General features: G+C 63.8%; 21 protein-coding genes. 11 read left to right on the forward strand and 10 right to left on the reverse strand.

Annotated elements, in window-relative coordinates:
* Nucleotides 1-54: 54 nt before the first annotated feature.
* The gene (locus JQ604_RS21660) at nucleotides 55-258 is read right to left on the reverse strand and encodes a hypothetical protein (RefSeq protein WP_212361289.1); all 204 of its coding nucleotides are present in this window, start codon (nucleotides 256-258) and stop codon (nucleotides 55-57) included.
* 22 nt (nucleotides 259-280) lie between these two features.
* Between JQ604_RS21660 and JQ604_RS21665 the strand changes: the two genes are divergently transcribed.
* The gene (locus JQ604_RS21665; protein ID WP_212361292.1) at nucleotides 281-2,467 is read left to right on the forward strand and encodes a TonB-dependent receptor; all 2,187 of its coding nucleotides are present in this window, start codon (nucleotides 281-283) and stop codon (nucleotides 2,465-2,467) included.
* Between the two features lie 2 nt (nucleotides 2,468-2,469).
* On the opposite strand, the gene JQ604_RS21670 is transcribed toward JQ604_RS21665, so the two are convergent.
* Together JQ604_RS21670 and JQ604_RS21675 are read right to left on the reverse strand one after the other, a co-directional pair.
* Nucleotides 2,470-2,847 (reverse strand): YkvA family protein, encoded by a 378-nt coding sequence (locus JQ604_RS21670; protein WP_212361296.1) that lies wholly within the window; start codon nucleotides 2,845-2,847, stop codon nucleotides 2,470-2,472.
* A 41-nt stretch (nucleotides 2,848-2,888) separates the two neighbouring features.
* Nucleotides 2,889-3,863 (reverse strand): helix-turn-helix domain-containing protein, encoded by a 975-nt coding sequence (locus JQ604_RS21675; RefSeq protein ID WP_212361299.1) that lies wholly within the window; start codon nucleotides 3,861-3,863, stop codon nucleotides 2,889-2,891.
* Nucleotides 3,864-4,285: 422 nt separating this feature from the next.
* Here JQ604_RS21675 and xoxF5 point away from each other — a divergent pair, with 422 nt between their 5' ends.
* The 6 genes from xoxF5 (at nucleotide 4,286) to JQ604_RS21705 (ending at nucleotide 10,721) form a co-directional block, all read left to right on the forward strand.
* A complete protein-coding gene (gene xoxF5 / locus JQ604_RS21680; protein WP_212361303.1) occupies nucleotides 4,286-6,088 on the forward strand; it encodes a lanthanide-dependent methanol dehydrogenase XoxF5 in 1,803 nt (600 codons plus the stop codon).
* 78 nt (nucleotides 6,089-6,166) lie between these two features.
* Complete coding sequence (locus tag JQ604_RS21685; RefSeq protein WP_283818020.1) at nucleotides 6,167-6,685, forward strand: c-type cytochrome, methanol metabolism-related; 519 nt, start codon at nucleotides 6,167-6,169, stop codon at nucleotides 6,683-6,685.
* Between the two features lie 49 nt (nucleotides 6,686-6,734).
* A complete protein-coding gene (locus JQ604_RS21690; protein ID WP_212361307.1) occupies nucleotides 6,735-7,844 on the forward strand; it encodes an S-(hydroxymethyl)glutathione dehydrogenase/class III alcohol dehydrogenase in 1,110 nt (369 codons plus the stop codon).
* 33 nt (nucleotides 7,845-7,877) lie between these two features.
* Nucleotides 7,878-8,441, forward strand: coding sequence for an S-(hydroxymethyl)glutathione synthase (gene gfa / locus JQ604_RS21695; protein WP_212361311.1), 564 nt, complete (start codon nucleotides 7,878-7,880; stop codon nucleotides 8,439-8,441).
* Between the two features lie 126 nt (nucleotides 8,442-8,567).
* The gene (locus tag JQ604_RS21700) at nucleotides 8,568-9,518 is read left to right on the forward strand and encodes a hypothetical protein (RefSeq protein WP_212361314.1); all 951 of its coding nucleotides are present in this window, start codon (nucleotides 8,568-8,570) and stop codon (nucleotides 9,516-9,518) included.
* 63 nt (nucleotides 9,519-9,581) lie between these two features.
* Nucleotides 9,582-10,721 carry an epoxide hydrolase family protein gene (locus JQ604_RS21705; protein ID WP_212361317.1) on the forward strand — a complete coding sequence of 380 codons (1,140 nt, stop codon included), beginning with the start codon at nucleotides 9,582-9,584 and terminating at the stop codon, nucleotides 10,719-10,721.
* Here JQ604_RS21705 and JQ604_RS21710 read toward each other — a convergent pair whose 3' ends face one another.
* Entirely contained in the window at nucleotides 10,722-11,186 is a 465-nt protein-coding gene (locus JQ604_RS21710; protein ID WP_212361320.1) for a GNAT family N-acetyltransferase, read from the reverse strand. It lies immediately after the preceding gene.
* A gap of 208 nt (nucleotides 11,187-11,394) precedes the next feature.
* On the opposite strand from JQ604_RS21710, the gene JQ604_RS21715 reads away from it, so the two are divergent.
* The 3 genes from JQ604_RS21715 (at nucleotide 11,395) to JQ604_RS21725 (ending at nucleotide 16,556) form a co-directional block, all read left to right on the forward strand.
* On the forward strand, nucleotides 11,395-12,840 hold the full coding sequence (locus JQ604_RS21715; RefSeq protein WP_212361323.1) for a sigma-54 interaction domain-containing protein: 1,446 nt from the start codon (nucleotides 11,395-11,397) through the stop codon (nucleotides 12,838-12,840).
* Between the two features lie 217 nt (nucleotides 12,841-13,057).
* The gene (locus tag JQ604_RS21720) at nucleotides 13,058-14,467 is read left to right on the forward strand and encodes a GntP family permease (RefSeq protein ID WP_212361327.1); all 1,410 of its coding nucleotides are present in this window, start codon (nucleotides 13,058-13,060) and stop codon (nucleotides 14,465-14,467) included.
* A 76-nt stretch (nucleotides 14,468-14,543) separates the two neighbouring features.
* The gene (locus tag JQ604_RS21725) at nucleotides 14,544-16,556 is read left to right on the forward strand and encodes an acyl CoA:acetate/3-ketoacid CoA transferase (RefSeq protein ID WP_212361332.1); all 2,013 of its coding nucleotides are present in this window, start codon (nucleotides 14,544-14,546) and stop codon (nucleotides 16,554-16,556) included.
* Between the two features lie 788 nt (nucleotides 16,557-17,344).
* Here the strand turns inward: JQ604_RS21725 and JQ604_RS21730 are convergent.
* Nucleotides 17,345-18,283, reverse strand: a complete 939-nt coding sequence (locus JQ604_RS21730; protein WP_212361335.1) for a GAF domain-containing protein — start codon at nucleotides 18,281-18,283, stop codon at nucleotides 17,345-17,347.
* 168 nt (nucleotides 18,284-18,451) lie between these two features.
* Here JQ604_RS21730 and JQ604_RS21735 point away from each other — a divergent pair, with 168 nt between their 5' ends.
* Entirely contained in the window at nucleotides 18,452-19,939 is a 1,488-nt protein-coding gene (locus JQ604_RS21735) for a M81 family metallopeptidase (RefSeq protein WP_212361338.1), read from the forward strand.
* A gap of 1 nt (nucleotide 19,940) precedes the next feature.
* Here JQ604_RS21735 and JQ604_RS21740 read toward each other — a convergent pair whose 3' ends face one another.
* From JQ604_RS21740 to JQ604_RS21760, 5 genes are all read right to left on the reverse strand, one after another.
* Complete coding sequence (locus JQ604_RS21740) at nucleotides 19,941-20,570, reverse strand: 2-hydroxychromene-2-carboxylate isomerase (RefSeq protein ID WP_212361342.1); 630 nt, start codon at nucleotides 20,568-20,570, stop codon at nucleotides 19,941-19,943.
* 543 nt (nucleotides 20,571-21,113) lie between these two features.
* Nucleotides 21,114-23,024, reverse strand: a complete 1,911-nt coding sequence (locus tag JQ604_RS21745) for a flavin-containing monooxygenase (RefSeq protein WP_212361345.1) — start codon at nucleotides 23,022-23,024, stop codon at nucleotides 21,114-21,116.
* A 9-nt stretch (nucleotides 23,025-23,033) separates the two neighbouring features.
* Nucleotides 23,034-23,807, reverse strand: a complete 774-nt coding sequence (locus JQ604_RS21750; protein ID WP_212361348.1) for an SDR family NAD(P)-dependent oxidoreductase — start codon at nucleotides 23,805-23,807, stop codon at nucleotides 23,034-23,036.
* Nucleotides 23,797-24,438, reverse strand: coding sequence for a TetR/AcrR family transcriptional regulator (locus JQ604_RS21755; RefSeq protein ID WP_212361353.1), 642 nt, complete (start codon nucleotides 24,436-24,438; stop codon nucleotides 23,797-23,799). The genes JQ604_RS21750 and JQ604_RS21755 overlap by 11 nt, the downstream gene beginning before the upstream one ends.
* Nucleotides 24,435-25,931 carry an AMP-binding protein gene (locus JQ604_RS21760; protein WP_212361356.1) on the reverse strand — a complete coding sequence of 499 codons (1,497 nt, stop codon included), beginning with the start codon at nucleotides 25,929-25,931 and terminating at the stop codon, nucleotides 24,435-24,437. The genes JQ604_RS21755 and JQ604_RS21760 overlap by 4 nt, the downstream gene beginning before the upstream one ends.
* Nucleotides 25,932-26,067: the final 136 nt, after the last annotated feature.

A 26,067-nucleotide genomic window follows, 5' to 3' on the forward strand; every position in this document is an offset into this window, starting at 1 on the left:
GGTGGTCGCAACGATTGCGACAACCGTTTTGATGGGGCAGGACACGGCATTCGCTCAGAGCGGATCGGGCGAGGCCGTGACCTTGCCGCCGGTCGAGGTCGTGGCCCCAACACCGTTGGCTCCGCGGAGCGTCAGGCCCGCAAAGCGGGCGGCGGCGACCGGCGCGCGGTCCGCCCGGCGGGCGCGCGGGCCGGTCGAATCGGAAGCTCCCGGCGCAGGGGCCGTTGTCGCCGACCCGAGCTTGCTGGCGCGCGACAAGGTTCCCTCCAGCACGTCGGTCATGACGGCTGACGATTTCAGCCGCAACTATTCGACCAACTTCCTCGACTCGGTCGTCCGGAAGATGCCCGGCGTCACGCTCACCGACCAGACCGGCAACCCATTCCAGCGCACGCTCGATTACCGCGGGTTCGTCGCCTCGCCGGTCCAGGGAATACCGCAGGGTATCGCGGTCTATCAGAATGGTGTGCGCATCAACGAATCCTGGGGTGACGTGGTCAATTGGGATTTCATCCCGGAGAAAGCCATCGACCGGGTGACGTTGTACCCGAGCAGTCCGATCTTCGGCCTCAACGCCATCGGCGGCGCACTCAGCATCCAGATGAAGAACGGCTTCACGTATCAGGGCGTCGAGGCCGAGGCGTTCGGCGGCTCCTATGGCCGCGTCCAGGGCAGCGTGCAGGCCGGCGGCCAGAAGGACAATGTCTCGGCCTATGCGGCGTTCGAATCGGCCTACGACCGGGGATGGCGCGACTACGCCAATTCCTCACACATCAATCGCATGTATGTGGACATCGGAACGCGCAACGATCAGACCGAATTCCACATCAATTTCACCGGGGCCACCAATGTTCTCGGCAATGTCGCGGCCACGCCGATCGAGATGCTGAATCAGCGCTGGTCGAGCGTCTATACCTGGCCGCAGGCGACGTCTCTGCAGCTTGCGTTCATCAACGCGACGCTGAGCCACAGTTTTTCCGACACCTGGTCGTTCCAGGGCAATGCCTATTTCCGCGGCTTCACGCAAACCCATACTGACGGCAACGGCACCGACGTCTATGCCTGCAACGGCGGCGTGAACCTGTGTATCGGCAATGATCTTCCGCTCAGTGGTCCGGCGGCGGGTCCGCCGACCCCGAACACGTTGGGGGATGCCATCCTCGGGGAGCTCGATCGCAACAGGGTCGACACCAAGACGATCGGCGGCACGGGTCAGTTCACCAACACCGATCAGTTGTTCGGCCACAACAACCATGTCGTCTTTGGCGCCAGCGTCGACCATGGGTCCACCAAGTTTACGGCGACCAGCGAGCTCGGAACGATCAGTGACGACCTGTTCGTGACCGGCACCGGCGTCTTCATCAATCAGCCGGACTCGGGCCTCAGCGCGGTCGACCTGCGCGCGAAAAATACCTACACCGGCGTCTACGCCACCGACACATTCGACGTGACCGACCGCTTCTCGGTGACGGCCGGCGGGCGGTTCAATTTCGCCCAGATCACCCTGCAGGACCAGACCGGGACGGCCCCGCTGCTCAACAGCAGCCATACCTTTCAGCGGTTCAATCCGGTGCTCGGCGGCACCCTGAAGCTCACGCCCGGTGTCACGGCCTATGCCGGCTTCTCGGAGGCCAACCGTGCCCCGACGCCGCTCGAGCTCGGATGCTCGGACCCCAATCATCCCTGCATCATCGACAGCTTCCTGGTGGCCGACCCGCCGCTCAAGCAGGTGGTGTCGCACACTATCGAAGCCGGTCTGCGCGGCACCTTCGGTCGGGACGTCAAGAGCGGCCTGCTGACCTGGGGCCTGGGTGTCTTCCGGACCCTCTCCGATGACGACATCATCCATGTCGTCAGTCCGATCGGCGTGAACAATTTCGGTTATTTCCAGAATGCCGGCCAGACGCTGCGGCAAGGCATCGAGGCCAAGCTCGAATATCGCAGGGATCGCTGGAACGCCTACGCCAATTACACCTTCATCGATGCGACCTACCGGAGCTACGAGACGCTGTCCTCGCCGAACAATCCGAATGCCCAGGTTGACCCGGTCAGCGGGACTGAGTTCATCAACGTCAAGCCGGGCGATCACATCCCGGGCATCCCCGCGCATCGCTTCAAGGCGGGCGTCGAGTACAACGTCACCGATGCCTGGAAGATCGGCGGCGACCTCAATTTCGTCGGCAGCCAGTGGCTTGTTCACGACGACACCAACCAGAGTCCGAAGGTGCCGGCTTACACCGTCGTGAACCTGCACACCTCCTACAAGGTCACCCAGAACATCGAGTTGTTCGGCCTGATCAACAACGTATTCAACCAGCGCTACTATCTCGGCGGCACCTTCTACGAGACCGGCGGCTTCGCCAGTGCCGGAAATGCCCCCAACCTGATGGCGCAGTTGAGCGATCCCCGGACCTTTGTCCCCGGCGCACCGCTCGCCGCCTATGCCGGCATCAGGGCGAAGTTCTAGAGTCAGCCCAAGCGCCGCGCGATCAGCCACAGCAGTCCCGCGACGCCAAAAATCCAGAGCGCGATAATCGCAACCATCCCGGCGCGGCTGATCGGGCGCCGTCCGGCTGCGCTGGCCTTGGCGCGGGATTCGGCCATCACGTCGTCGGGAACGAGCCGCACGACGAGCCAGATGCCGAGGGGAACGAGGATCAGATCATCGATGTAGCCGACGACAGGGATGAAATCCGGGATCAGGTCGATCGGCGACAGCGCGTAGGCTGCGACCGCAACCGCCAGCGCCTTGGCGTACCAGGGCACGCGCGGATCGCGGGCCGCGAGATAGATCGCGTGGCTGTCCCGCTTGAGATCGCGCGCCCAGGCTTTGATGCTGGAGAACATGGTGCTGGAAAGCCTCGCGCGATCCCGCGAGGCGAGGGGCGTCATTCGAGGACGACGTCCGCCGGCATGTTGGTGAAGTGGCCCTTATGCACGGCCGACGGCGCAATGCCGAAATACTTGCGGAATACGCGGCTGAAATGCGAGGAGCTGGAGAAGCCCCAGGAGAACGCGACGTCGGTGATGGTCTTGCCGGTCTGACTTTCCAGCTCCTGACGGCAGTGCTGCAGCCGGGCGCGCCAGATGTAGTCGCTGACCGTCATGCCGCGGTCGCTGAACAGCATGTGCAGATAGCGCTTGGAGCAGCCTAGCGCCGCCGAGATCCCGTCGATGCAGAGATCGGGATCGCGCAAGTGCTCGCGGATGAAGCCTTGCGCGCGGACGTATGTCGCCTCGGCGCTGCCGCGGTCGAACATCGCGCCGGTCTCGCGCAGCGGCAGCAGCAGCAGATCGATCAGCGAATCGGCGACGCCGACCGCATTGTGCGGCGACAGTTTCGTCGCCTCGCCGAACGCGGCATGCACGAAGTCGTGGGCGATGCGGCCGGTGCCGTTGAGGGCCGACAATTTGCACGGCGCCATCTTGGCGAGCTGGAAGCCGCGCTCCTTGAGCAGGTCCTTCGGCACGATGACGACTTCATGACGCGTGAAGGCCGGGCTGGTGATGGTGTGCGGACGCGACACGTCATAGGCCAGGCAATCGCCGGGCAGGATGTCGAAGTGACGGCCTTCCTGCTCGAAATGAGTAACGCCGTGGGTCTGGAACACGATCTTGATGTAGGGATGCTCGCTCAGCTTGATGCGCGAGATCGTGTGCGCGATGCGATGCTGGCTTACTTCAATCTGGCACAGCTTGAGTCGCGACACGGTCGTGTAATTGACACGCGCCTCGAGCGACGAGCCTTCCAGCGGATCGATCTCGAACTGGCCGCACAGATCCGTCAACGCATCGGACCAGCGTTGAATCTGCCGCTTCGGCGTCAATCCGGACGTGCTGAGCGAATGGACTGTATCCGTCATCTTTCCAGCCACCGATTCGATCCCACCGATTCGAGCCCCTAAGCGTCACTTGCCTATCGCGAAGTCCAGGACCGGGATGATGCGGCTTTTCCTCGACTTCTCGCGGATGGTCGAGGGCGAAGCGGCGTTCCTCCTGGCAGGCTTTTGGCAATCCTCCGACTTACTTTCAGCGCCGTCAAGGACAACCTTGGAGGACACAACGGCCCCGGCCCGGATGTCGCGGTCTGCTGATGCTCTGCAGCATGACGATGGACGTGGGGCGGACGAGGAAAAAAGTTTGCTTTGGTTCGCTTTTGAGCAAACGCCTCTTCCCTTCTAGGCAAGTTTCCCGGTCCCGATCGGGATACGACTTGGGAACCAAAATGGAAAAGTGGGCCGTTTTGACGGAAACCCTGAGCTCTTGAAACTGGGAGGAATCCACGATGCGCAAGGTTCTATTCGCGACTGGTCTTGGGGCTATCGCGGCGTTTGCCGCCGGAGCTGCCAATGCCAATGACGAACTCAACAAGATGGCGGGCAATCCAAAGGACTGGGTGATGCCCGCCGGCGATTATGCCAATACGCGCTATTCGAAGCTGAATCAGATCAACGCCTCGAACGTCGGAAAGTTGCAGGTCGCCTGGACGTTTTCGACCGGCGTGCTGCGCGGCCACGAGGGTGGCCCGCTGATCATCGGCAACGTCATGTACGTCCATACCCCGTTCCCGAACAAGGTCTATGCTCTTGACCTTTCCCAGGAGAACAAGATCATCTGGAAGTACGAGCCGAAGCAGGATCCGAACGTGATCCCGGTGATGTGCTGCGACACGGTGAATCGCGGCGTCGCCTATGGTGACGGCAAGATCTTCCTGCACCAGGCCGACACCACGCTGGTCGCGCTCGATGCCAAGACCGGTCAGGTCGTGTGGTCGGTGAAGAACGGCGATCCCAGCAAGGGTTCGACCGGCACCTCCGCACCGCTCGTGGTCAAGGACAAGGTGCTGATCGGTATCTCCGGCGGCGAGTTCGGCGTGCAGGCGCACGTGACTGCCTACGATATCAAGACCGGCAAGCAGGTCTGGCGCGGCTTCTCCACCGGTCCGGATGACCAGCTTCTGGTCGACGACAAGACCACCGAGCTCGGCAAGCCGATCGGCAAGGACTCCAGCCTGAAGACCTGGCAGGGCGATCAGTGGAAGATCGGCGGCGGCGCGACCTGGGGCTGGATCTCCTACGATCCGGAACTGAACCTGGTCTATTACGGGTCGGGCAACCCCTCGACCTGGAATCCGAAGCAGCGTCCCGGCGACAACAAATGGTCGATGACGATCTGGGCACGTAACCCGGACACCGGCGTCGCCAAGTGGGTCTATCAGATGACGCCCCATGACGAATGGGACTATGACGGCGTCAACGAGATGATCCTGTCCGATCAGACGATCAACGGCGCCCCGCGCAAGCTGCTGACGCATTTCGATCGTAACGGCCTCGGCTATACGCTCGATCGCGCCACCGGCGAATTGCTGGTCGCCGAGAAGTATGATCCGAAGGTCAACTGGACAAGCGGCGTCGACATGAACAAGAGCTCGCCGACCTATGGTCGTCCGAAGGTTCTGGACGCAGCGTCGACCGACAAGGCCGGCGAAGACGTCAACGTCAAGGGCATCTGCCCGGCCGCGCTCGGCAGCAAGGACCAGCAGCCGGCGGCCTACTCGCCGGATACGCAGCTGTTCTACGTTCCGACCAACCACGTCTGCATGGACTACGAACCGTTCAAGGTGAGCTACACGGCAGGTCAGCCCTATGTCGGCGCGACGCTGTCGATGTATCCGCCGGCGGGCGAGACCCACATGGGTAACTTCATCGCCTGGGACGGCAAGACCGGCAAGATCGTCTGGTCGAACAAGGAGCAGTTCTCGGTCTGGTCGGGTGCACTCGCGACCGCCGGTGGCGTGGTGTTCTACGGCACGCTCGAAGGCTACCTGAAGGCTGTCGATGCCAAGACGGGCAAGGAGCTCTACAAGTTCAGGACTCCGTCCGGCATCATCGGCAACGTCAACACCTATGAGCAGGGCGGCAAGCAGTACGTCGCCGTCCTCTCCGGCGTTGGCGGCTGGGCGGGCATCGGTCTGGCGGCCGGCCTGACCGACCCGACTGCCGGCCTCGGCGCCGTCGGTGGCTATGCCGCGCTGAGCAACTACACCGCGCTCGGTGGAACACTCACCGTGTTCTCGCTGCCGCAGTGAGATGACGTGACCTCGTGCCGGCGCGTGGAGTGATCTCCATGCGCCGGTTCGACTTCCACCGAATACGAGGACGAGCTCTTGCGTAAGATCTGGTTTGTTGCTGCCGCGGTTTTGGTCGTGGCAACGGGAAAAGTTGCCTTCGCCGAAGACGCGGGTGATCCGACCGCGGTCAAGTCGGAGGACGGCAAATATCTCGACAAGGAAGGTAACCCGACGTTCAAGGTCACGCCCGACGGCACCACGGACTGGTACACCTATTCCGGATATCGTCGCTATCATTCGGAGTGCCACGTCTGTCACGGCCCCGACGGGATGGGATCGACCTATGCGCCGGCGCTGACCAATTCGTTGAAGACGATGAGCTACGCGGATTTCCTCGGTGTCGTCGCCAGCGGACGCAAGAACGTCTCGACGTCGCAGGAGAACGTGATGCCGGCGTTTGGCGATAATCCGAACGTTGCCTGCTACATGGATGACCTCTATGTCTACCTGCGCGCCCGCGCCAACGACGCGGTTGGGCGCGTCCGGCCGGCCAAGCACGAAGACAAGACGAAAGCCTATACCGAGGCGGAGACCGCCTGCATGGGCGGCAAGTGAGTGCGACCGGCGCGGATGACAACCTGATTGAAGTTTTGGAGACACGAAGATGAAAACCCGCGCCGCAGTCGCATTTGAAGCCAAGAAGCCGCTCGAGATTGTCGAGCTCGACCTGGAAGGCCCGAAGGCCGGCGAAGTGCTGGTCGAGATCAAGGCCACCGGCATCTGCCACACCGACGCCTACACGCTGGACGGTTTCGACAGCGAAGGCATCTTCCCCTCGATCCTCGGCCATGAAGGCGCGGGCATCGTGCGCGAGGTCGGTGCCGGCGTGACCTCGGTGAAGGCCGGCGACCACGTCATCCCGCTCTACACGCCGGAATGCCGGCAGTGCAAAAGCTGCCTGAGCCAGAAGACCAATCTCTGCACCGCGATCCGCGCCACGCAGGGCAAGGGCCTGATGCCCGACGGCACCTCGCGCTTCAGCTACAAGGGCAAGACCGTGTTTCACTACATGGGCTGCTCGACGTTTTCGAACTTCACCGTGCTGCCCGAAATCGCGGTGGCCAAGATCCGCGAGGACGCGCCGTTCGACAAGAGCTGCTACATCGGCTGCGGCGTGACCACCGGTGTCGGCGCCGTGACCAACACCGCCAAGGTGACGCCGGGCTCCAACGTCGTCGTGTTCGGCCTCGGCGGCATCGGCCTCAACGTGATCCAGGGCGCCAGGATGGTCGGTGCCGACAAGATCATCGGCGTCGACATCAACGACTCCAAGGAAGCCTGGGGCAAGCAGTTCGGCATGACGCACTTCGTCAACCCCACCAAGGTTGGCGGTGACATCGTGGCGCACCTCGTCGGCCTCACCGACGGCGGCGCGGACTACACTTTCGACTGCACCGGCAACACCACCGTGATGCGCCAGGCGCTCGAAGCCTGCCACCGCGGCTGGGGCGTCTCGGTCGTGATCGGCGTCGCCGAGTCCGGCAAGGAAATCGCGACGCGTCCGTTCCAGCTCGTCACCGGACGGGTCTGGAAGGGCACGGCCTTCGGCGGGGCGCGCGGCCGCACCGACGTGCCGAAGATCGTCGACTGGTACATGGGCGGCAAGATCCAGATCGATCCGATGATCACCCATGTGCTGAAGCTCGAGGAGATCAACAAGGGATTCGACCTGATGCACGAAGGCAAGTCGATCCGCTCCGTCGTCGTGTTCTGAACTCAAAACGGCAAACACCAGGAGGATAGACCCATGACTGTTCACATCCACCCGTCGGTCGACAGCGGCGTCAAGCAGGGCTCAGGCAGCTTTGCCGGCGGCACGCTGGTCTGCAAATGCTCCAGCCAGCCGGTCAAGGTCGGCATCAAGGGCGACGTCGCCCACAACCACGCCTGCGGCTGCACCAAGTGCTGGAAGCCGTCGGGGGCGACCTTCTCGGTCGTCGCCGTGGTGCCGCGCGAGAACGTCAGCGTGCTCGAGAACGGCGACAAGCTTGCAGTCGTCGACGCCGCCGCGGTGATCCAGCGCCACGCCTGCAAGGCCTGCGGCACGCATATGTATGGCCGCATCGAGAACAAGGGGCATCCGTTCTACGGCCTCGACTTCATCCACCCCGAGCTGTTCCAGGAAGCCGGATCGGCCGCACCGCAGTTCGCGGCATTCGTCTCGTCGGTGATCGAGTCCGGCGTCAAGCCGGCTGACATGGCCGGCATCCGCTCGCGGCTGAAGGACCTCGGGCTCGAGCCCTATGATTGCCTGTCGCCGCCGCTGATGGATGCGATCGCCACCCACGTGGCGAAGTCCAAAGCGGCCTGATTGAGGGAGCCTGATCCAGGCTCCTGACGAAACTCCTCGCCGGTTTGGTGGCCCTTCCGGCGAGCGGGTGACTGCTAGTACCCCCGTGACGTTGAACCTTGCATGCCCCGTGGACGACCACAGGGCATGCATTTTATTGTCCGTCTCGCCCCCGTCATTCCCGCCATCCTGATCCTGTCGGCAGCCCACGCGGCGTCGCCGGAGGACAAATACATCGCCGCGCGCGATGCGGCGATCGCCAAGGTCGCCAAGCTCGGCAACGTCAAGAATGCCGGCGATGCTGCCGACAAGGCCGATGAAGCCGCGCGTGCGGACCTCAAGACACAGATGACGGCCCTGCTGGCCGAATCCCAGCGCGCCGGCTTCAGCCCGGCCGTGCTCAACCTGGATACGCTTTCGAAGGGCGACCAGGGCTTTGGTATGCTCGACGGCCTGCGCTTCGATGCGGCGACCGGCCGGCACGGCGCCAAGATCGCCGAGCAGCGCGCCGACGGCAGTTTCGTCGAGCCGCAATCCCACATCATCGTGACCACCGAAGCCCTGTTCACCCGCTGGCTGCGCGGCCACAAGACCTGGTGGGACAAGGCTGAAAAGAACGTGCCGCAGCAGGTCGAGCAAGCCTTGAAGTTCGAAGGCCTCTACACCCAGGCGATCTCGACCGACGCCGCCGTGACCAACTTCAACGAACTGCCGATTACGAAGCCCGCGTCGGCCAGCTACGCCTATGGCTTCCTCGCCGGCCGCAGCCAGGATTTGACGCCCGATGCCGGCGACGAGGTGTTCGTCGCCGCGATTGCGGGCGGCAAGGTCTATATCGCCTATGGCGAGATCGAGCCGGTGAAGATTGCCGCCTGCAAGTCGATCATGGACGAGTACAACAAGAAGGCCGAAGAAGCGGGCGACAAGCTCAACCAGGGCAAGATCAGCAAGAAGCAGTACGAACAACTCGGCAATCTGCAGGAAAAGGGCGACGCGCTCTACAAGAGCTGCTTTGTCAAGCGCGCACCGCAGGAGCCGGCCTTTGCCGAGGCCACCAGGCAGGCCCAGGCGCTGCTGCAACAGGCGCTGGGGAAATAACCCCGGTTTGATCGGTCATTCCTGATCCCGTACTCTCGTGGGCGTTGCCTACGGGAGGTCTCCATGAGCGCCATCAAGCCGTTCCGCATCGCCGTCGCCGACGACGTGCTGGAGGATCTTCGCGCGCGGCTGCGGCGGACGCGGTGGCCGGAGGCCGAGCTGGTCGACGACTGGAGCCAGGGTGCGCCGCTCGCCTGGATCAAGGACGTCTGCCGCACCTGGGCCGAGGACTACGACTGGCGCAAGCGCGAGGCGCAGCTCAACCGCTTCGCGCAGTACACGACCGAGATCGACGGTCTCGACATCCACTTCATCCACGTCCGCTCACAGCATCAGAATGCGATGCCGCTGATCATCACCCATGGCTGGCCCGGCTCCGTCGTCGAATTCCACAAGGTGATCGAGCCGCTGACCGATCCCGTGGCGCATGGCGGCAGCGCCGCGGATGCCTTCCATGTGGTGTGCCCTTCGCTACCGGGCTTCGGCTTCTCGGCCAAGCCGGCCACGACAGGCTGGGGCATCGACCGCATTGCCAAGGCGTGGGCCGTGCTGATGGAGCGTCTCGGCTATTTTGGCTACGCCGCGCAAGGCGGCGACTGGGGCTCGGCGGTGACGACGGCGCTCGGCGCACAGGACGCCGCGCATTGCGCCGGCATCCACATCACGCTTGCGATGGGATCGCGTCCCAATGTCGAGGACCAGCCGACGACGGAGGAGTCGCGCGCGCTCGACGGCATCAAATACTACGCCGATTGGGACTCCGGCTACTCCAAGCAGCAATCCACCCGCCCGCAGACGCTCGGCTATGGCCTGACGGACTCGCCGAGCGGACAGGCCGCCTGGATCCTGGAAAAATTCTGGGCCTGGACCGATTGCAACGGCCATCCCGAAAACGTCCTCACCCGTGACGAACTGCTCGACAACGTCATGCTCTATTGGGTAACGGCGACGGCCGCCTCATCGGCGCGGCTCTATTGGGAGAGCTTTGGCCCGAAGAAACGCACCGCGCACAAGGTCACGGTGCCGACCGGCGTTGCGGTGTTCCCTAAGGAGATCGTCACGCCTGTGCGCAAATGGATGGAGCCGAATTTTCCGAACATCCGCCATTGGCGCGAGATGCCAAAAGGCGGCCACTTCGCCGCATTCGAGCAGCCGGAATTGTATGTGCAGGAGGTGCGCGAGTTCTTCAGGACGTTGCGGTAGCTACAACAACCCCCGATAAATCCCCGGCGCGGAATCCGCGATCGCCACCGCGCCGACGGCCTTCTCATAAAACTCCGCAGGCCCGACGCCGCCGATGATGGCGTAGCCGAAGCCCTGATGCTTGATGTCCTCGAGACAGGCGAACAGCAGCGCCTTGCCGATGCCGCCCTTCTGCACCTTGGGATCGACGCCGGTCGGGCCGAAGAAGTTGCGGCAGGCGGCGTCGTAGCAGGCGAACCCCAGAATCTCCTTTTGTTTGACCGCAATGAAGCAGGACACCGGCTGGCGGCTGAACGCGACGTCGGTCTCGCTGGCCCAGGCTTCGCTGAAGGTCTGGCGCACCCAGGCTGTCACCTTGTGCTTTTCGGGCGCAAGCGCGCGGCGCATGGTGATGCCGGCCTGTTGCAACCGATCATAGGCGGGCCGGGAATCGGGCAGGGCGTAGAGTTTGACGAGCATGTCCATCCCCGAAGCTTAGAGCATGATCCGGAAAAGTGTGAAGCGGTTTTCCCTCGCGACAAACGCGGAACGCGTTTGCGCGGAGATCATGCTCAAACAAGGCGAGAACCGGCTTGGCGGGCAAACGGGCGGGCTGTGAAACCATCGCGTCTCTTGCTAGATAGAGCCGGGGCAGCTTCGCGTTTCGTTCTCTTTTGTCCCAAAGGCCATCCGCATGTCCGATCGCCCCGCCATTGCCAGCGATCCCGAAAGCGTCCGCGCCCGCGCCATGGAGACGCTGTTCGAGCGGCTGGAGAGCCTGTGCGAGGGGGCGATCGCGATCGACCGCGCCGGGCGTGTCGTCTATGTCAATGAGAAATATCTGCACTCGCTGCGGCTCAAGCACGCCTCCGAGGCGCTGGGCCGTCCGATCGAGGAGATCATCCCCAACAGCCTGATGCGCCGCGTCGCCGAGACCGGCGAGCCGATCCTGCTCGACATCATGGAGCTCGGCGGCGAGCCGCTGGTGGTCACGCGCATGCCGATCGAGGATGAGAACCGAAATGTGATCGGTGCGATCGGCTTCGTGCTGTCGGATCATCTCGACAATCTGAAGCCGCTGATCGCGCGGATGGGACAGCTCGAGCGCGACCTGCGGCTGGCCAAGCGGCAATTGTCGCAAGGACGCGCGGCGCGCTTCACTTTCGACGATTATGTCGGCGAGACATCAGGCATCGCGCGGGCCAAGGAACTGGCCGGCCGCGCGGCGCGGCAGAGCGTGACGGTGCTGCTGGCGGGCGAAACCGGCACCGGCAAGGAATTGCTGGCGCAGGCGATTCACAACGCCTCGTCGCGTGCCGAAAAGCCGTTCGTCAGCGTCAATGTCGCGGCGATCCCGGAAACGCTGGTCGAGTCCGAATTCTTCGGCGCGGTCGCCGGCGCCTATACCGGCGCCGATCGCAAGGGCCGCGACGGCAAGTTCAGGACCGCCGACGGCGGCACGCTGTTCCTCGACGAGATCGGCGAGATGCCGCTGCAGCTGCAGGCCAAGCTGCTCCGCGCGCTGCAGGAGCGCGAGATCGAGCCGGTCGGATCGGACAAGGTGACCAAGGTCGATGTCCGCGTCATCGCGGCGAGCAATGTCGATCTGAAGAAGCGCGTCAGCGAGGGCACGTTCCGCGCCGACTTGTATTACCGGCTCAACGTGCTCTCGATCGAGCTGCCGCCCTTGCGCGATTGCGTCGACGATCTGCCTGATATCTGCGCCAGATTGCTCGATGACATCATACAGTCGGGCGATTACCTCAAAGCCAAGCTCACGCCTTCGGGCCTCGCCGCATTGGCCCGCTACGACTGGCCCGGCAATGTCCGGGAGTTGCGCAATGTGCTTGAGCGCGCGCTGATCCTGAGCGATTCCGGCCGGCTCACGGCCGAGGATTTCGCGCGCATGCTGCCGGGCGGAACGGCCGTCGGCATCGCCGCGCCGCAGGCTGTGGCCGGACCAATCGTCCCCTTTGCGGAGGCCGAGGCCGCGTTCGAGAAGCGGACGCTCGAAGGCGCGCTCGAGGCCGCTCACGGCCAGATCGCGGAAGCCGCCCGCATGCTGCAGATTTCGCGGGCGACGTTCTACAAGAAGCTCGCCAAATACGGGCTGGCCGTGTCCGACACCTCGGCTGTCTGACTCTCGGTTGTCTCTCTCCTGAGACCCGACCTGTCTCGAATCTCGGAAAGTTGACACGGCGTTTTCGACCGTCGGCTTCCGCTGTCACGCAAATTGCCGGCAATTCGAGCATTTTGCTCCATCTCGATGCATCTGGCGCGGACCTTGCTCTCGTCAGAGGCAACGCATCGTCATGCGCAAGAACAAGCCGAAGAGAAAAGTCCCGGGAGAGAAACAGATGAGCTTTCTGGTCGCGCTCGCCGCCCTCGTATTCCTGATGTTCGTCGCCTATCGCGGCTTCAGCGTCATCCTGTTTGCGCCGGTGGCCGCTCTTGGCGCCGTGCTGCTGACCGATCCCGGCGCGGTGCCGGCGGCCTTCACCGGCCTGTTCATGGACAAGATGGTCGGCTTCGCGAAGCTGTATTTCCCGGTGTTTTTGCTCGGCGCCGTCTTCGGCAAGGTGATCGAGCTGTCGGGCTTCTCCAAGTCGATCGTGGCGGCGGTGATCGGCCTGGTCGGCAGCCAGCGCGCGATGCTGGCGATCGTACTGGTCTGCGCCGTGCTGACCTATGGCGGCGTCTCGCTGTTCGTCGTGGTGTTCGCCGCCTATCCCTTCGCTGCCGAGATGTTCCGCGCCGGCAACATCCCGAAGCGCCTGATCCCCGGCACCATCGCGCTCGGCGCTTTCTCCTTCACGATGGACTCGCTGCCGTTCAGCCCGCAGATCCAGAACATCATCCCGACCACCTATTTCAAGACCACCAATGGCGCGGCGCCGATCCTCGGCACGATCGGCGCGGTCTTCATCTTCGTGCTCGGCCTGTCCTATCTCGAATGGCGCCGCCGTCAGGCCGTGGTTGCGGGCGAGGGCTATGGCGAGGGCCACAGCAACGAGCCGCCGCCGGTCGACACCAAGGAGCTGGCGCCCGCCTTCATCGCCTTCCTGCCGCTGATCGTGGTGTTCCTGGTCAATTTGCTGCTCGGCGGTTTTCCCGGCGTGTTCGGCGGCCTGATCGAGCGCGCCTATGGCACGAGCTACGACCTGACGCTCGCGCTCGACCATTCGATCACAACGCCGATCGCCGGCATCAAGGCGATCTGGGCGGTCGAGGGCGCGCTGATCGCGGGCATCCTCACCGTGTTCGTCTTTGCTTTCCCCAAGCTGAAGAAGACCTTTGCCGAAGGCAGCAAGGCCGCGGTCGGCGGCGCACTGCTGGCGGCGATGAACACGGCGTCCGAATACGGCTTTGGCGGCGTGATCGCAGCGCTCCCGGGCTTCATCGTGATCAAGGATGCGCTGAAGGCCATTCCCAATCCGCTGGTCAACGAGGCCATCACCGTCACCTCGCTCGCCGGCATCACCGGCTCGGCCTCCGGCGGCATGTCGATTGCGCTCGCCGCGATGGCGAAAGACTTCATTGCGCTGGCCGAGGCGGCCCATATTCCGCCGGAGGTGCTGCACCGCGTCGCGTCGATGGCGAGCGGCGGCATGGATACGCTGCCGCACAACGGCGCCGTCATCACCCTGCTCGCGGTGACCGGGCTGACGCACCGGGAGTCCTACAGGGACATCTTTGCGGTGACCTGCCTGAAGACGCTTGCGGTCTTCTTCGTGATCGCGGTCTACTACGTCACCGGACTGGTGTGACCCGGAGCGTTCCAGGAAAAGGGGGCGCCGGTTCGCGTCAAGAAAACGCGTCGATAAAACAGCGGGAGGAAGGGCCATGGTTCAGCATCCGGCGTTGCCCGATCTGCGCAGCTCGGAGAAGGGCAAGATCGTCACCGCGGCCGAAGCGGTGCGCCTGATCCGCGACGGCGATACGGTAGCGACCGGCGGCTTCGTCGGCATCGGTTTTGCCGAGGAGATCGCGCTGGCGCTGGAGGAGCTCTATCTCGCGAGCGAAACCGATGCGCCCTATCTGCAGGGCAAGCCGCGCAATCTGACGCTGGTCTATGCGGCAGGCCAGGGCGACGGCAAGCATCGCGGCCTCAACCATTTCGCCCATGAAGGGCTGGTGAAGCGCGTGATCGGCGGCCATTGGGGGCTGGCGCCGAAGCTGCAGCAGCTGGCGATCTCAAACCAGATCGAGGCCTACAATCTGCCGCAGGGCGTCATCACCCATCTGTTCCGCGACATCGCAGCAAGACGGCCCGGCCACATCTCGCAGGTCGGCATCGGCACCTTCGTCGATCCGCGCCACGGCGGCGGCAAGCTCAACGCCTGCACCACCGAGGACATGGTCGAGGTCGTCACGCTCGGCGGCCAGGAATGCCTGCTCTACAAGACGTTCGGCATCGATGTCGGCATCATCAGGGCGACCACCGGCGACGCCGAAGGCAATCTCACGATGGAGAAGGAGGCGCTGACCCTGGAAGCGCTGGCGATCGCGATGGCTGCGCATAATTCCGGCGGCATCGTCATCGCCCAGGTCGAGCGCGTCGCCGAAAGCGGCAGCCTCGATCCGCGCCAGGTCAAGGTGCCCGGCATCCTCGTCGACTGCGTCGTGGTGGCGAAGCCGGAGAACCACTGGCAGACGTTCGGCACGCAGTACAATCCGGCCTATTCCAGCGAGATACGGCTGCGCGCCGGCGCGCTGCCGCCGATGCCGATGAGCGAGCGCAAGATCATCGCGCGGCGCGCCGCCTTCGAGCTGAAGGCCAACAGCGTCGTCAATCTCGGCATCGGCATGCCCGAGGGCATCGCGGGCGTTGCGAACGAGGAGCGGATCATCGACCTGATCACGCTGACGGCCGAGCCCGGCGTGATCGGCGGCATTCCGGCGAGCGGGATCGATTTTGGTGCCGCGGTCAACACCCAGGCGGTGATCGACCAGCCCTATCAGTTCGATTTCTACGACGGCGGCGGCCTCGACGCCGCCTTCCTCGGCCTGGCCCAGGTCGATCGCGTCGGCAATCTCAATGTCAGCAAGTTCGGCCCGAAGCTCGCCGGCGCCGGCGGCTTCATCAACATCAGCCAGAACGCCAAGGAGGTGGTGTTCGTCGGCACCTTCGGCGCCGGGCGCCAGCGCGTCGGCGTCACCGATGGCAGGCTGGTCATCACGGAAGAGGCGAGGGCACGCAAATTCGTCGAGACCGTGGAGCATGTCACGTTCTCCGGCGCGGTCGCAGCCAGGCGCGGCCAGCGCGTGCTCTATGTCACCGAGCGCTGCGTCTTCACGCTGCGGCCCGACGGGCTCGAACTGACGGAGGTTGCTCCCGGCATCGATATCGAACGCGACATCCTCGCGCTGATGGATTTCAAGCCGCTGATCCCGCGCGATCCGCTGCCGATGGATGGCCGGATCTTCCGCGACGGGCCGATGGATTTGCGCGAGGACCTGCTCGCCATTCCGCTCGAAAGGCGTTTCACCCTCGACGATCAGCAGAACCTGTTCTTCATCAATCTCGAACGCTTTGCGGTGCGCGGCCAGCCCGATATCGATGCGATCGCGAGCACGGTGGCGGACCGGCTCGGCGGCCTGGATCGACGCGTCTACGCGATCGTCAACTACGACAACTTCTCGATTCTTCCCGAATTGCTCGATGCGTATTCGGCGATGGTCCGCAGCCTGACCGACCGCTTCTACTCCGGCGTCTCCCGCTACACCACGTCAGGCTTCCTGCGCATCAAGCTCGGCGAAGCCCTGGAGAAGCGCGGCCTCGCCGCCCACATCTTCGAAAGCGCGGCCGATGCGCAGTCGGATTGGCGGAGTGTGGAGGAGGCAACACGATCGTAGGGCGGATTAGCGAAGCGTAATCCGCCGTTCTTCGCAGCGACACGCGTCGGCGGATTACGCTTCGCTAATCCGCCCTACGGTTTTCGCCGGGCTGCGGACCTGCGCCAAAAATCGAAATTTCTGAGCACGATCAAGGCGATTTGCCCTGTCCAGTCTCGCATGTAAAAATATTCTCCTTTTCAGAACACCAAATCAGCGGTATAACTCCGTCGTCTCACCCGACACGAGGGGCGCTCGCGAACGCCACGAACGTGGGTGCAGATGCGGTGGCCGCCGAGCGTGCGACAGGCGTATGCGCGCAAGGCGGATGGTGAAGTCGTGTGGGCCTGCCGCCCCGATGCAGGTGGCAAGTCCGTGAGAGGCCCAAAGCCGATTGCGGATGATGGTGGCACAAAAGCAGAGTCTCACCAGGGCGAGCACGTATAAGCCGTAAGACCATCGCGCAGGGAAGGCCGGATGCCTCCGCCGAACCTGTATGCTCGTGTGCGCACTTTCTTTTGTGCACATTGCACGCGAGACCGCGGGTGCGGCGTGCACCCGGCTTTCCCTGCGCCCTCGATTTCGAGAGAGGGCGAAACGAGATGAAAAACTCGGGCAAATCATGTCGCGAGAACGCGGACTTATATCTTCAGTGTCGTCGCCCGCGCATGCGGGCGATCCAGTACGCCGCGGCCCTTCGGCTCAAGCACAACCGTCTCTGGAATACTGGATCACCCGCATGCGCGGGTGATGACACCGTTAGGCTGTTTGACGATTGAATCCGAACAAACCCCTTCGCCCGGACGACACTACAAATACCACGCAAGCACCGCCTTCAACGCTGCGTGCTCGATCACGGGCAGCACCACGATCTGGTTCATGCCTGCCGCCCGCGCCGATGCGGCGGAGATCGTTTCGTCCTGCTTCAGATGCTCGTTGAGCGCGGGCATGCCCGTGGCCCAGGCGCCGCCGATGCTGCCTTCGCCGCGGCGGATCGTCTTGCCGTCATAGAGCGCTGCGAGATCGGCCTGCTTGCTGCAATCGCCGGAATGAAACGTGAGCGCCGATCGCGACGCATCCGGCACCCAGATCTCGAAGCGCCGGGCGATCGGCGTCGCCTGGGCGGACAGGAACGTCATCACCCAGGTCTCGTCGCCGGTGGTGTAGGGAATGCCGACGCCGCAGTTGATGCCGATCTCGGAGGCGTCCTCCCAACGCAGAAAGCCCTTGGCGTTGTGCAGGTCCTTGATGATCAAGGGCATGCCGGCCTTCCAGGTCCGGCCGGGCAGGCCGAAGCCGCGTGGAAATTTGGTGTGGCGCGAGTTGAACTCGAACATGTCGGCGGTGCCGTAATAGCCGTCGACCAGTCCCATCTCGTGCGACTTGTCGGGATCGTTGTGCCAGAGCTCGATCGCCCCGACATGCTTGGCATCGTCGCCGCAGAACAGCACCATCACGGCCATCAGGAATTCGCCGGCGAACACCGGCAGCGCGACGCCGCAGGTCAGCCCGGCCTCGACCGCCTCGTCGGTGCGCTTGAAATAGGAGTTGGCGAATTTGGTCAGGATCACCGGATGGCCGCTCGCCCAGGCCTTGCCCGGCAGTCCCTCGTCATAGGCGAACAGCGCGTTCTCGCTGACCGCACGGAATTCCTCGAACTCCGCGCTGCACAGGCTGCCGCCGAATTCCAGCCGCGTCCGTGTCCGGTCCGGCACCCACAATTCAACCACGCGAATGAAAGTCTTCATCGCTCACGCCTCGCGTCTCGCCGTGCCCAGCATCGGCGATTTAGCGACGAAACGTGCGCTCAAATTGCGGGCAGGCCGCGCCCAAACTTGATGCGAAAATCCGGATCGCCATTGGCGTGCGCGGGCCTTCGATGTCAGTATGCGGAAAAGAACGAAGGCAACCAGATAATGAACAAACGCAACATCCGTATCGCCGTCCTGCACTTCTCGCACGAGACCGTTACCTTCCTGCCGAACGAAACGACGCTAGAGGATTTCATCTATCCGGGTTCGCCGGCCAGCGGTGAGGACCTGCTGCGCTTTGACCCGAAGGGCTACATGGGCGGCTTCGTGCAGGCGGCGCGCGAATTCGCCGAGGTGGAACTGGTCGGGATCGAATCGCCGCTGTGGCCGAAGACCGGGATCGGATCGGGCTGGGTGACCGAGGACGCCTACCACACCTTCACCGGCAAGATGATCGCGGGCCTGAAGGAGCAGGGGCCGTTCGACGGCGTCTATCTCTGCCTGCATGGCGCCATGGCGGCGCACGGCGTGCTGCGGCCGGAAGCCGATCTGGCGCGGCGGGTGCGCAAGGTGGTCGGACGATCGGCCTTCATCGCCGCCACCTTCGACCTCCATGGCAATGAGGACGAGGCATTCCTCGCACAGGCCGACATGGGCTTCGCGGTCAAGTATTTTCCGCACTATGACATGCACCTGCAGGGCGAGCGCGCCGCGCGCACGCTGGTGCGGGCGATCCGCGGCGACTACAAGCCGGCGCATGTCACGATCAAGGTGCCGGTGATCTCGCCGACGGTCCTGCAATGGACCGGCGCCTCGCCCTGGATGGATCTCGTGCAGCGCGCGCTGGTCTGGGAGGCGCGCGAGGTCGACGTCTACGTCAACATTTTCTTTGGTTTCCCCTTCGCCGACGTCCCCGATGTCGGCATGACCGTGCAGGTGTTGACCAACGACAATCCAAAGCTGGCCGAGCAGGTGGCGCGCGATCTCGCCGGCACGATCTGGCGGCAGCGTGAGGCGCTGCTGAAGTCCACCAGGATCCACCGGATTGCCGACGGTGTGCGGCTGGCGAAGCAGGCGGTCGCGGATGGCCGGACGCCGGTCGTGCTGGCCGATCACAGCGACCGCTCAGGCTCGGCGACCTGGATCCTGCGCGAGATCATCGCGCAGGACGTGGGCAATGCGCTGATTGCCACGATTGCGGACGCCAGGACGACCGCCGCCTTGCAGGCCGCGGGTGCCAAGGCGGGCGATGCCTTTGATATGGAGATCGGCGGCCGCGTCGACGACTCCGCCGGCGAGGCGGTGCGCATCCAGGGTACCATCCTGACCGCGGTCGAGGGCTATGGCCAGTTCTGGGTCTGCATCGGCTTCGGCCGCAACAACGTGCTGATCCTATCCACTTATCTGGTGCAGATGATGGAGCCGTTCTCGCTGAAAGCGCTCGGGCTCGACATCGGCAAGTTCGACGTGATGGCGATCAAATCGCGCGTCCACTTCCGCAGGGGCTTTGACGACAACGGGTTTGCCAAAACCATCCTGCTGGTCGAGCCGGACCAGCCGTTCCTCGGCACGACGCGGCTCGACGGACTGCCGTACAAGAACGTCGATCTCGCAAAATTCTATCCCTATGGAAACCCGACCTTCTCGGCGTGATCTATTTTCGATGCCGGCTGCCGAGCGCAATCGCGGCGGTTTCGGGATTGCGGATGCGTTCGGCCAGCATGGCAATGCGATCGCCGCCCCAAAACAGCTCGCCGTTGAACACCATGGTCGGCACGCCGAACACGCCGAGCGTCTCGGCTTCGTCGATGATGCGATCATGCTCGGCGCGCGCGGGGCCGGCGACATAGGCTCCGAAGTCTGCGGCAGAGCCGCCGACCTCGGCGATCACGGCAGAGATGGCCGCGAGATCGTCGACCTCCAGTTCGTGACTCCAGAAACGCCTGAACACGGTCTTGTGATAGGGGCGGAACAGCCCGTGGCGCTGGGCAAACAGCATCCCGGCACTGGCGTAGAACGCGTCGTAGATCCGCCGCGGGCCCTTCATGACGAGGCCCTGCGCATTGGCGAAGCGGCGGGCGTCCATATAGAGGTAGCGGACCTTGCGCCAGAAATGCGGCGTGCGCGCTTCGACTGTTCCCATGAATTCCGGGATGCGCAGCGTGTAGGGCAGCCATTCCAGCTCGACGCCGTATCTGTCCTCGAGCTCGAACAGCCTGTCGTCAGCGACAAAGGCGTACGGACTCTTGTAGTCGGTGTAGATCCGGACCCGCGGCTTCTCCATGACGATTCCCCCGTATCTGCGCGCGATTGTTCACGACGCCTGCCGCCGACGCAATCCGGCGCGTGGTCTCGGTTACGTCGAGATGTGTTCGGGATGTTTGGCGCAAACGAATGGGCCCCGGTGCAGCTATGGCATCGCGGGGCCCTGAATCTTCGTTTTAGCGAAGGGGTTCTGGTAGAGACCAGTGAACTTTCACGATCGAAACAGCGCGTGGCCTTTGCGCTCCGATCCTGCGGATATATTCAGATTGTTGTCGGCGCATCGCGGCTAGCAGCTGCTGTTCGCTCAACCTGCGCCGTTGCCTTGCCGCTGAGCAAGGCCGCTGGCTTGTGCCGGTGGCGTCATGCTCCTCTCCAAGAGTGGGCCGACGGACCTCTGTCCGCTTCGACTGCCTGCCGTTCGACTACATCATCGAACACCAATTCCCGCGCGGTGTGGAGCTGTTCGCTCCTGTACCCCAACAGGTGCAGCATGCGAAATGCTGCGGCAGATATCGGCGGCTGTCAAGCTGATGCGGGCCGGAAATTTCTCGCAAAGTTCCCGTCATTTCCGGGTTTGGCGATATCGGCTGAGATCGGGATCGTGGGTCATTTTCCAGTAATCCACGAAGCGCCATGGCATCGCCGAGAACACGCGTCCGCGGCTGTTGCGGTAGTAGGTGGTCATGCCCGGATGCGTCCAGATCAGCTGCTCGTGCTCGGCATCGACGTCGCGAATGTATCGGTCGTGTGCTTCGGGGCGCACGTCGATCGCGGCGATGTCGTTCTCGATCATCTCGACCAGGCAGGCCGAGATGTAGCGGCTCTGGCATTCCGACTGGAAGATCACGCTGCCGCCATGCGCAGGGCCCGAGTTCGGGCCGAGCATCAGGAAGAGATTCGGGAAGTCGGGCACGGTGAGGCCGAGATACGCAGTCGGGTTGTCGTGCGACCAGGCCTGCTTCAGGGTCTTGCCGTCGCGTCCGGTGATGTTGAGGCGCGCCGCCATCTCCGACACCTTGAAGCCGGTGGAGATCACGATGATGTCGTGCGTACGCGGCTTGCCGTCGGCGGTGACGATGCCATCAGCCGTGAAGCGATCGATCTTGTCGGTGACGAGCTCGACATTCGGTTTGGTCAGCGTCCTGAACCAGTTGTTGTCGAGCAGGATGCGCTTGCCATAGGGCGGATAGGACGGCACGCATTTGTCGATCAGGTCGGGACGGTCCTTCAACTCGGACAGGATGAATGCGGTCAGCTCCTCGCGGTGCCGGTCGTTGCCCTTGTTGACGGCGCGGTCCGGATGCGGCCAGGCCGGGTCCTTGCGCAGGAAGGGCAGCAGGCCGTCGCCGTAGCGCCAGAACATGTTGAAGCGATACCACTGCACATAAAACGGCAGATGCGCGAGCAGCCATTGCGCGCCCTCGGTGATCGGATCGGAATAGCCCTTCACCGGCCGCGCCCATTGCGCGGTGCGCTGGTAGACGGTGACGGAGGCGACGCGATCGGCGATCGACGGCACGAGCTGCATTGCGGTTGCGCCGGTGCCGATCACGGCGACATGCTTGCCGTCGAGCTTGATATCGTCGGACCAGCGCGCGGAGTGAATTTTCAATCCCTTGAAGCTCTCGTCTCCCTCGAAGCGGGCAGGCGAGGGGTCGTTGAGCTGGCCGATCGCGCTGACCAGCGCGGTCGACTCGAAGGTCTCGTCGCCATCAGCCGTTCTGAGCGTCGAGATCCAGCGGCGCTTGGCTTCATCCCAATGCGAGGCGACGAGCTCGGTCTTGAGGCGAACGTTCCTGCGGATGTCGTACTCGCGGACGACCTTGAGCAGGTAGTCCAGCAGCTCCTGGCGCTGCGCGAAATAACGCGTCCAGGGATTGCGGGCGCCGAAGGAGAAGGAATAGGAGTGGTTCGGCGTATCGACGCCGCAGCCGGGATAGCGGTTGACGTACCAGGTGCCGCCGATCTCGGCTTCCTTCTCGACGATGGTGTAGGGGATGCCGAGGCGACCGAGCGCGACGCCGAGCGCGATGGCACAGACGCCGGCGCCGACGATCAGGACGTGCTGCGCGGCGAGCGTCTCGTCGGACGGGCGCGTGCGCCAGCTGATGTCACGGGGCACAAAACCCATCTCCTCGCGCATCAGCGGCGCATATTCCGGTGTGACGTTCTCGCCGAGTGTGGCGCGCATCATCCGCAGCATCAACTCGTCGCCGGGATCGGTGATGACGGGCGTCGGCGTGCCGTCGGCAAACAGATTCAGGACCGCCGCGCGAATCTCGTCCTGGATTTCCCTGGGCACACCGGCATCGGGATCGGGGATCAGGCGAACGTCGCGCTTCGGCTTGTACGGCGGCTCCAGCCACTTCTCATCGCCGGTCATGTGGAACAGGACCATCAGCAGCACGCGGATGTCGCCCTCGGCGATCGCCGACGCCAAATCGAGGGTCTTGCGCGGGAGCTCGATATTCATGTCACGTCCTCAGCTCGCCGGCGCGTCGGGCAGGCCGCCATAGGCGGCCCAGGTGGTGCCGACGATGTAGCCGGCATCGACGGGCAGGTTGATGCCGGTCACGCCGCTGCTCAGCGGCGACAGCAGCCAGGCGATCGCCTGCGCCACCTCCATCGGCTCGACCAGGCGGTTCATCGCGGTCGGACGGCAGAGCAGATCCTTGTTCAGTGCACCCGAGGCAATGCCGGCTTCGAGCGCCACCGTGCGTGTGAAGCCGGGCGACACGGCGTTGACCCGCACGCCGCTGCGGCCCCATTCGGCCGCGAGCGTCTGGGTGATCTGGATGACGCCGGCCTTCGCAGCCGTATAGGCGTGGATCGGGCCCGACGTCATGCCGGCGACGGAGGCGACATTGACGATCGCCCCTAACCGGCGCTTTGCCATCCGTACACCGACGCTGCGTGCCACCAGGAAGGTGCCACGCAGGTCGATATTGACCTCGCGGTCCCATTGCTCCATCCGCACCTTCTCCAGCGAATGCATCTTGCCGAACACGCCCGCCGCGTTGACGAGGCCGATGATCGGCCCATGCGCCGCCTCGATATCGGTGACGCCGGACACCACGGCGTCTTCGCTCGCGACATCGAATGGCGCGGGCCACAGGATGGTGTCGGTGCCGGGAATTGGCTCCGGCGCGATGTCGACGATCACGACCTGTTGTCCGAGATCGGCAAGCAATGTTGCCGTCGCGGCGCCGATGCCGCGGCTGCCGCCGGTGACGAGGATGATGCCGTCAGCGCTCATGGGGAGATCCTTCGTTGAACAGTCCGCGCGTGAGCAGCTTGCGGTAGGCCGAGATCACGTGCTCCGGGACCGCCGTGACGCCGTCCTTGGAGTAAGAATAGCGGCGGCTGAGATAACTGCGCGCGCCCATCAGCACATGCACGATCGCCTCGAATTCCTCATCGCTGAAATCCTTGATGGCGCCCGCGGTGCGCGCGCGGCGGAGGATGCGGACATAGGCGCTCGAGATGTTGTCGAGATGCTTCTGGTAACCCGCCGGCGCGAAGAATTCGGCCTCGTTGAGGATGCGCAGGAATTCCGGCACCTCGCGGATGAAGTCGAAGAAGGCGCCGAAGCGCTCGATCTCCTGCCGCGCCGCGCTGGCGGTGCCGGTGCGTGCGCGGATGAAGTGGACCATGTCGAGGCCGATCTTCGGCAGCAGCTGGTCGAGCAGCTCCTGCCGGTTCTCGAAATGATTGTAGAAGGTGCCCTGCGCGACGCCGGCAGCCTCGGTGATGCGGGCAACGGAGGCTTCTGCATAGCCATACTTGCCGACCACCTTGGTCGCGGCCTCGAAGATCTTCTGCTTGGTCCAGGCGTTACGCTCGACGCGGTTGAGTTTGGTCACTTTGGCAGATGTCGCTTGGGTCATGTGGTCGTCTCGAGTTCGGCGCGCAGCACGCGCTTGAGCACTTTTCCGGATGGATTGCGGGGCAGGCTGTCGCGGATGATGAGTTGCTTCGGGATCTTGAAGCTGGCGAGCCGTGTGCGGCAGTGGTCGATCAGTGCGGGCAGCGCGAGGCTCGCATGATCAGAGAGCACCACGATCGCCACCGGTGTCTCGCCCCAGCGCGGATCGCGCAGGCCGATCACGGCGACCTCGCGCACCTCAGGCATCTCGTAGATGACGCGTTCGACCTCGGAGGAGGCGATGTTCTCGCCGCCGGAGACGATCATGTCCTTCTTGCGATCGGTGAGATAGAGAAAGCCGTCGTCGTCGAGATAGCCGACATCACCGGTGCGAAACCAGTCGCCGAAGAAGGCGGATGCGGTCTTCTCGGGATCCTTCCAGTAGCCCTGCGTGATCTTGGGTCCACGCAGGCAGATCTCGCCGTTCGTGCCGGCGGGGAGGCGCTTGCCGGCATCGTCGCGGATATCGATCTCGACATGAGCGATGGCACGGCCGGTCGAGCCGATCTTCTCGATCTCGCGACCGGCTTCCATGAAGGTGTCTCCGCCGCAGCTTTCGGTCAGGCCGTAGGCATCGATGTAGCGTGCATTCCTAAAATAATCGGAGAAGGCGCGGATGCGCAGCTCCGGCGTCTTCTCGCCGCCGCCGATCGCCCATTTGAGGCTCGACACATCGTAACTGGTACGATTGGGGCAGGTGAGGAGAGCGGTTGTCATCACAGGCGCGAACCAGGCCGCGTTCAGTTTCTCGCGCTCAATCGCGGCCAGCGCAGGCTCGGGCTCGAAATTGCGATGGATGCAGAGCAGGCCGCCATGCCAGAGCACCGCAATGCCGGGCAGGTCGAGCGCGCCGACATGATAGAGTGGGCCGACGACCAGCAGCCGTGTGTCGGCGTTGAGCCCGAGCACCAGCGTCTGATCGGCCGACTTCCAGTACATGTTCTCGTAAGTCAGCATCACGCCCTTGGGGCGATCGGTCGTGCCCGACGTGTACATCAGCCGCATCAGGTCGCGCGGTTGGCGCACATGCATTGGTGCGGGTGCGATGTCGGGCGCGAGCGCGGTGACGCTCGCTTGCGCGCGTTCATCGAGCAGCACCACCGGCGCGTTGCCGGCGGCGATCGCGGCGAGCTCTTCATCGGCGATCAGGAGCCGCGCGCCGGAATTGCTGACGATGTAGCCGACCTCATCGGCCGAGAGGCGATAGTTGATCGGCAGGAACACCGCGCCGACATGGCTCGCTGCAAACACCAGTTCGAGGAAGGCCGTGCTGTTCTTCATCAAGATGGCGACGACGTCGCCTGGCCCGATGCCGCGCGTGGTGAGCCAGCCGCCGACCTGCCGGATCCGCAGGTCGAAGGCCGCGTAGGAGATGTCTTCCCCGCGATACTTCAGCGCACAGCGGTCCGGCGTCCGCCGGGCATGAAACGCGATGAAGCTGGAAAGATTGATCATTTCGCCGCTCGCCGCGCCGGTTCGCCGACGTCGCGCCCTCCTTGATGAATTCTGACTCGTAATTCATCTTTGGCTTGACGTCACCCCCCTTGCTCTGAAAACATTGTGGGCATGGAGACGGAACGATCTCCGGCAG

This window comes from Bradyrhizobium jicamae (genome assembly GCF_018130695.1).
In the GTDB taxonomy this organism is placed as follows: Bacteria; Pseudomonadota; Alphaproteobacteria; order Rhizobiales; family Xanthobacteraceae; genus Bradyrhizobium; species Bradyrhizobium jicamae_B.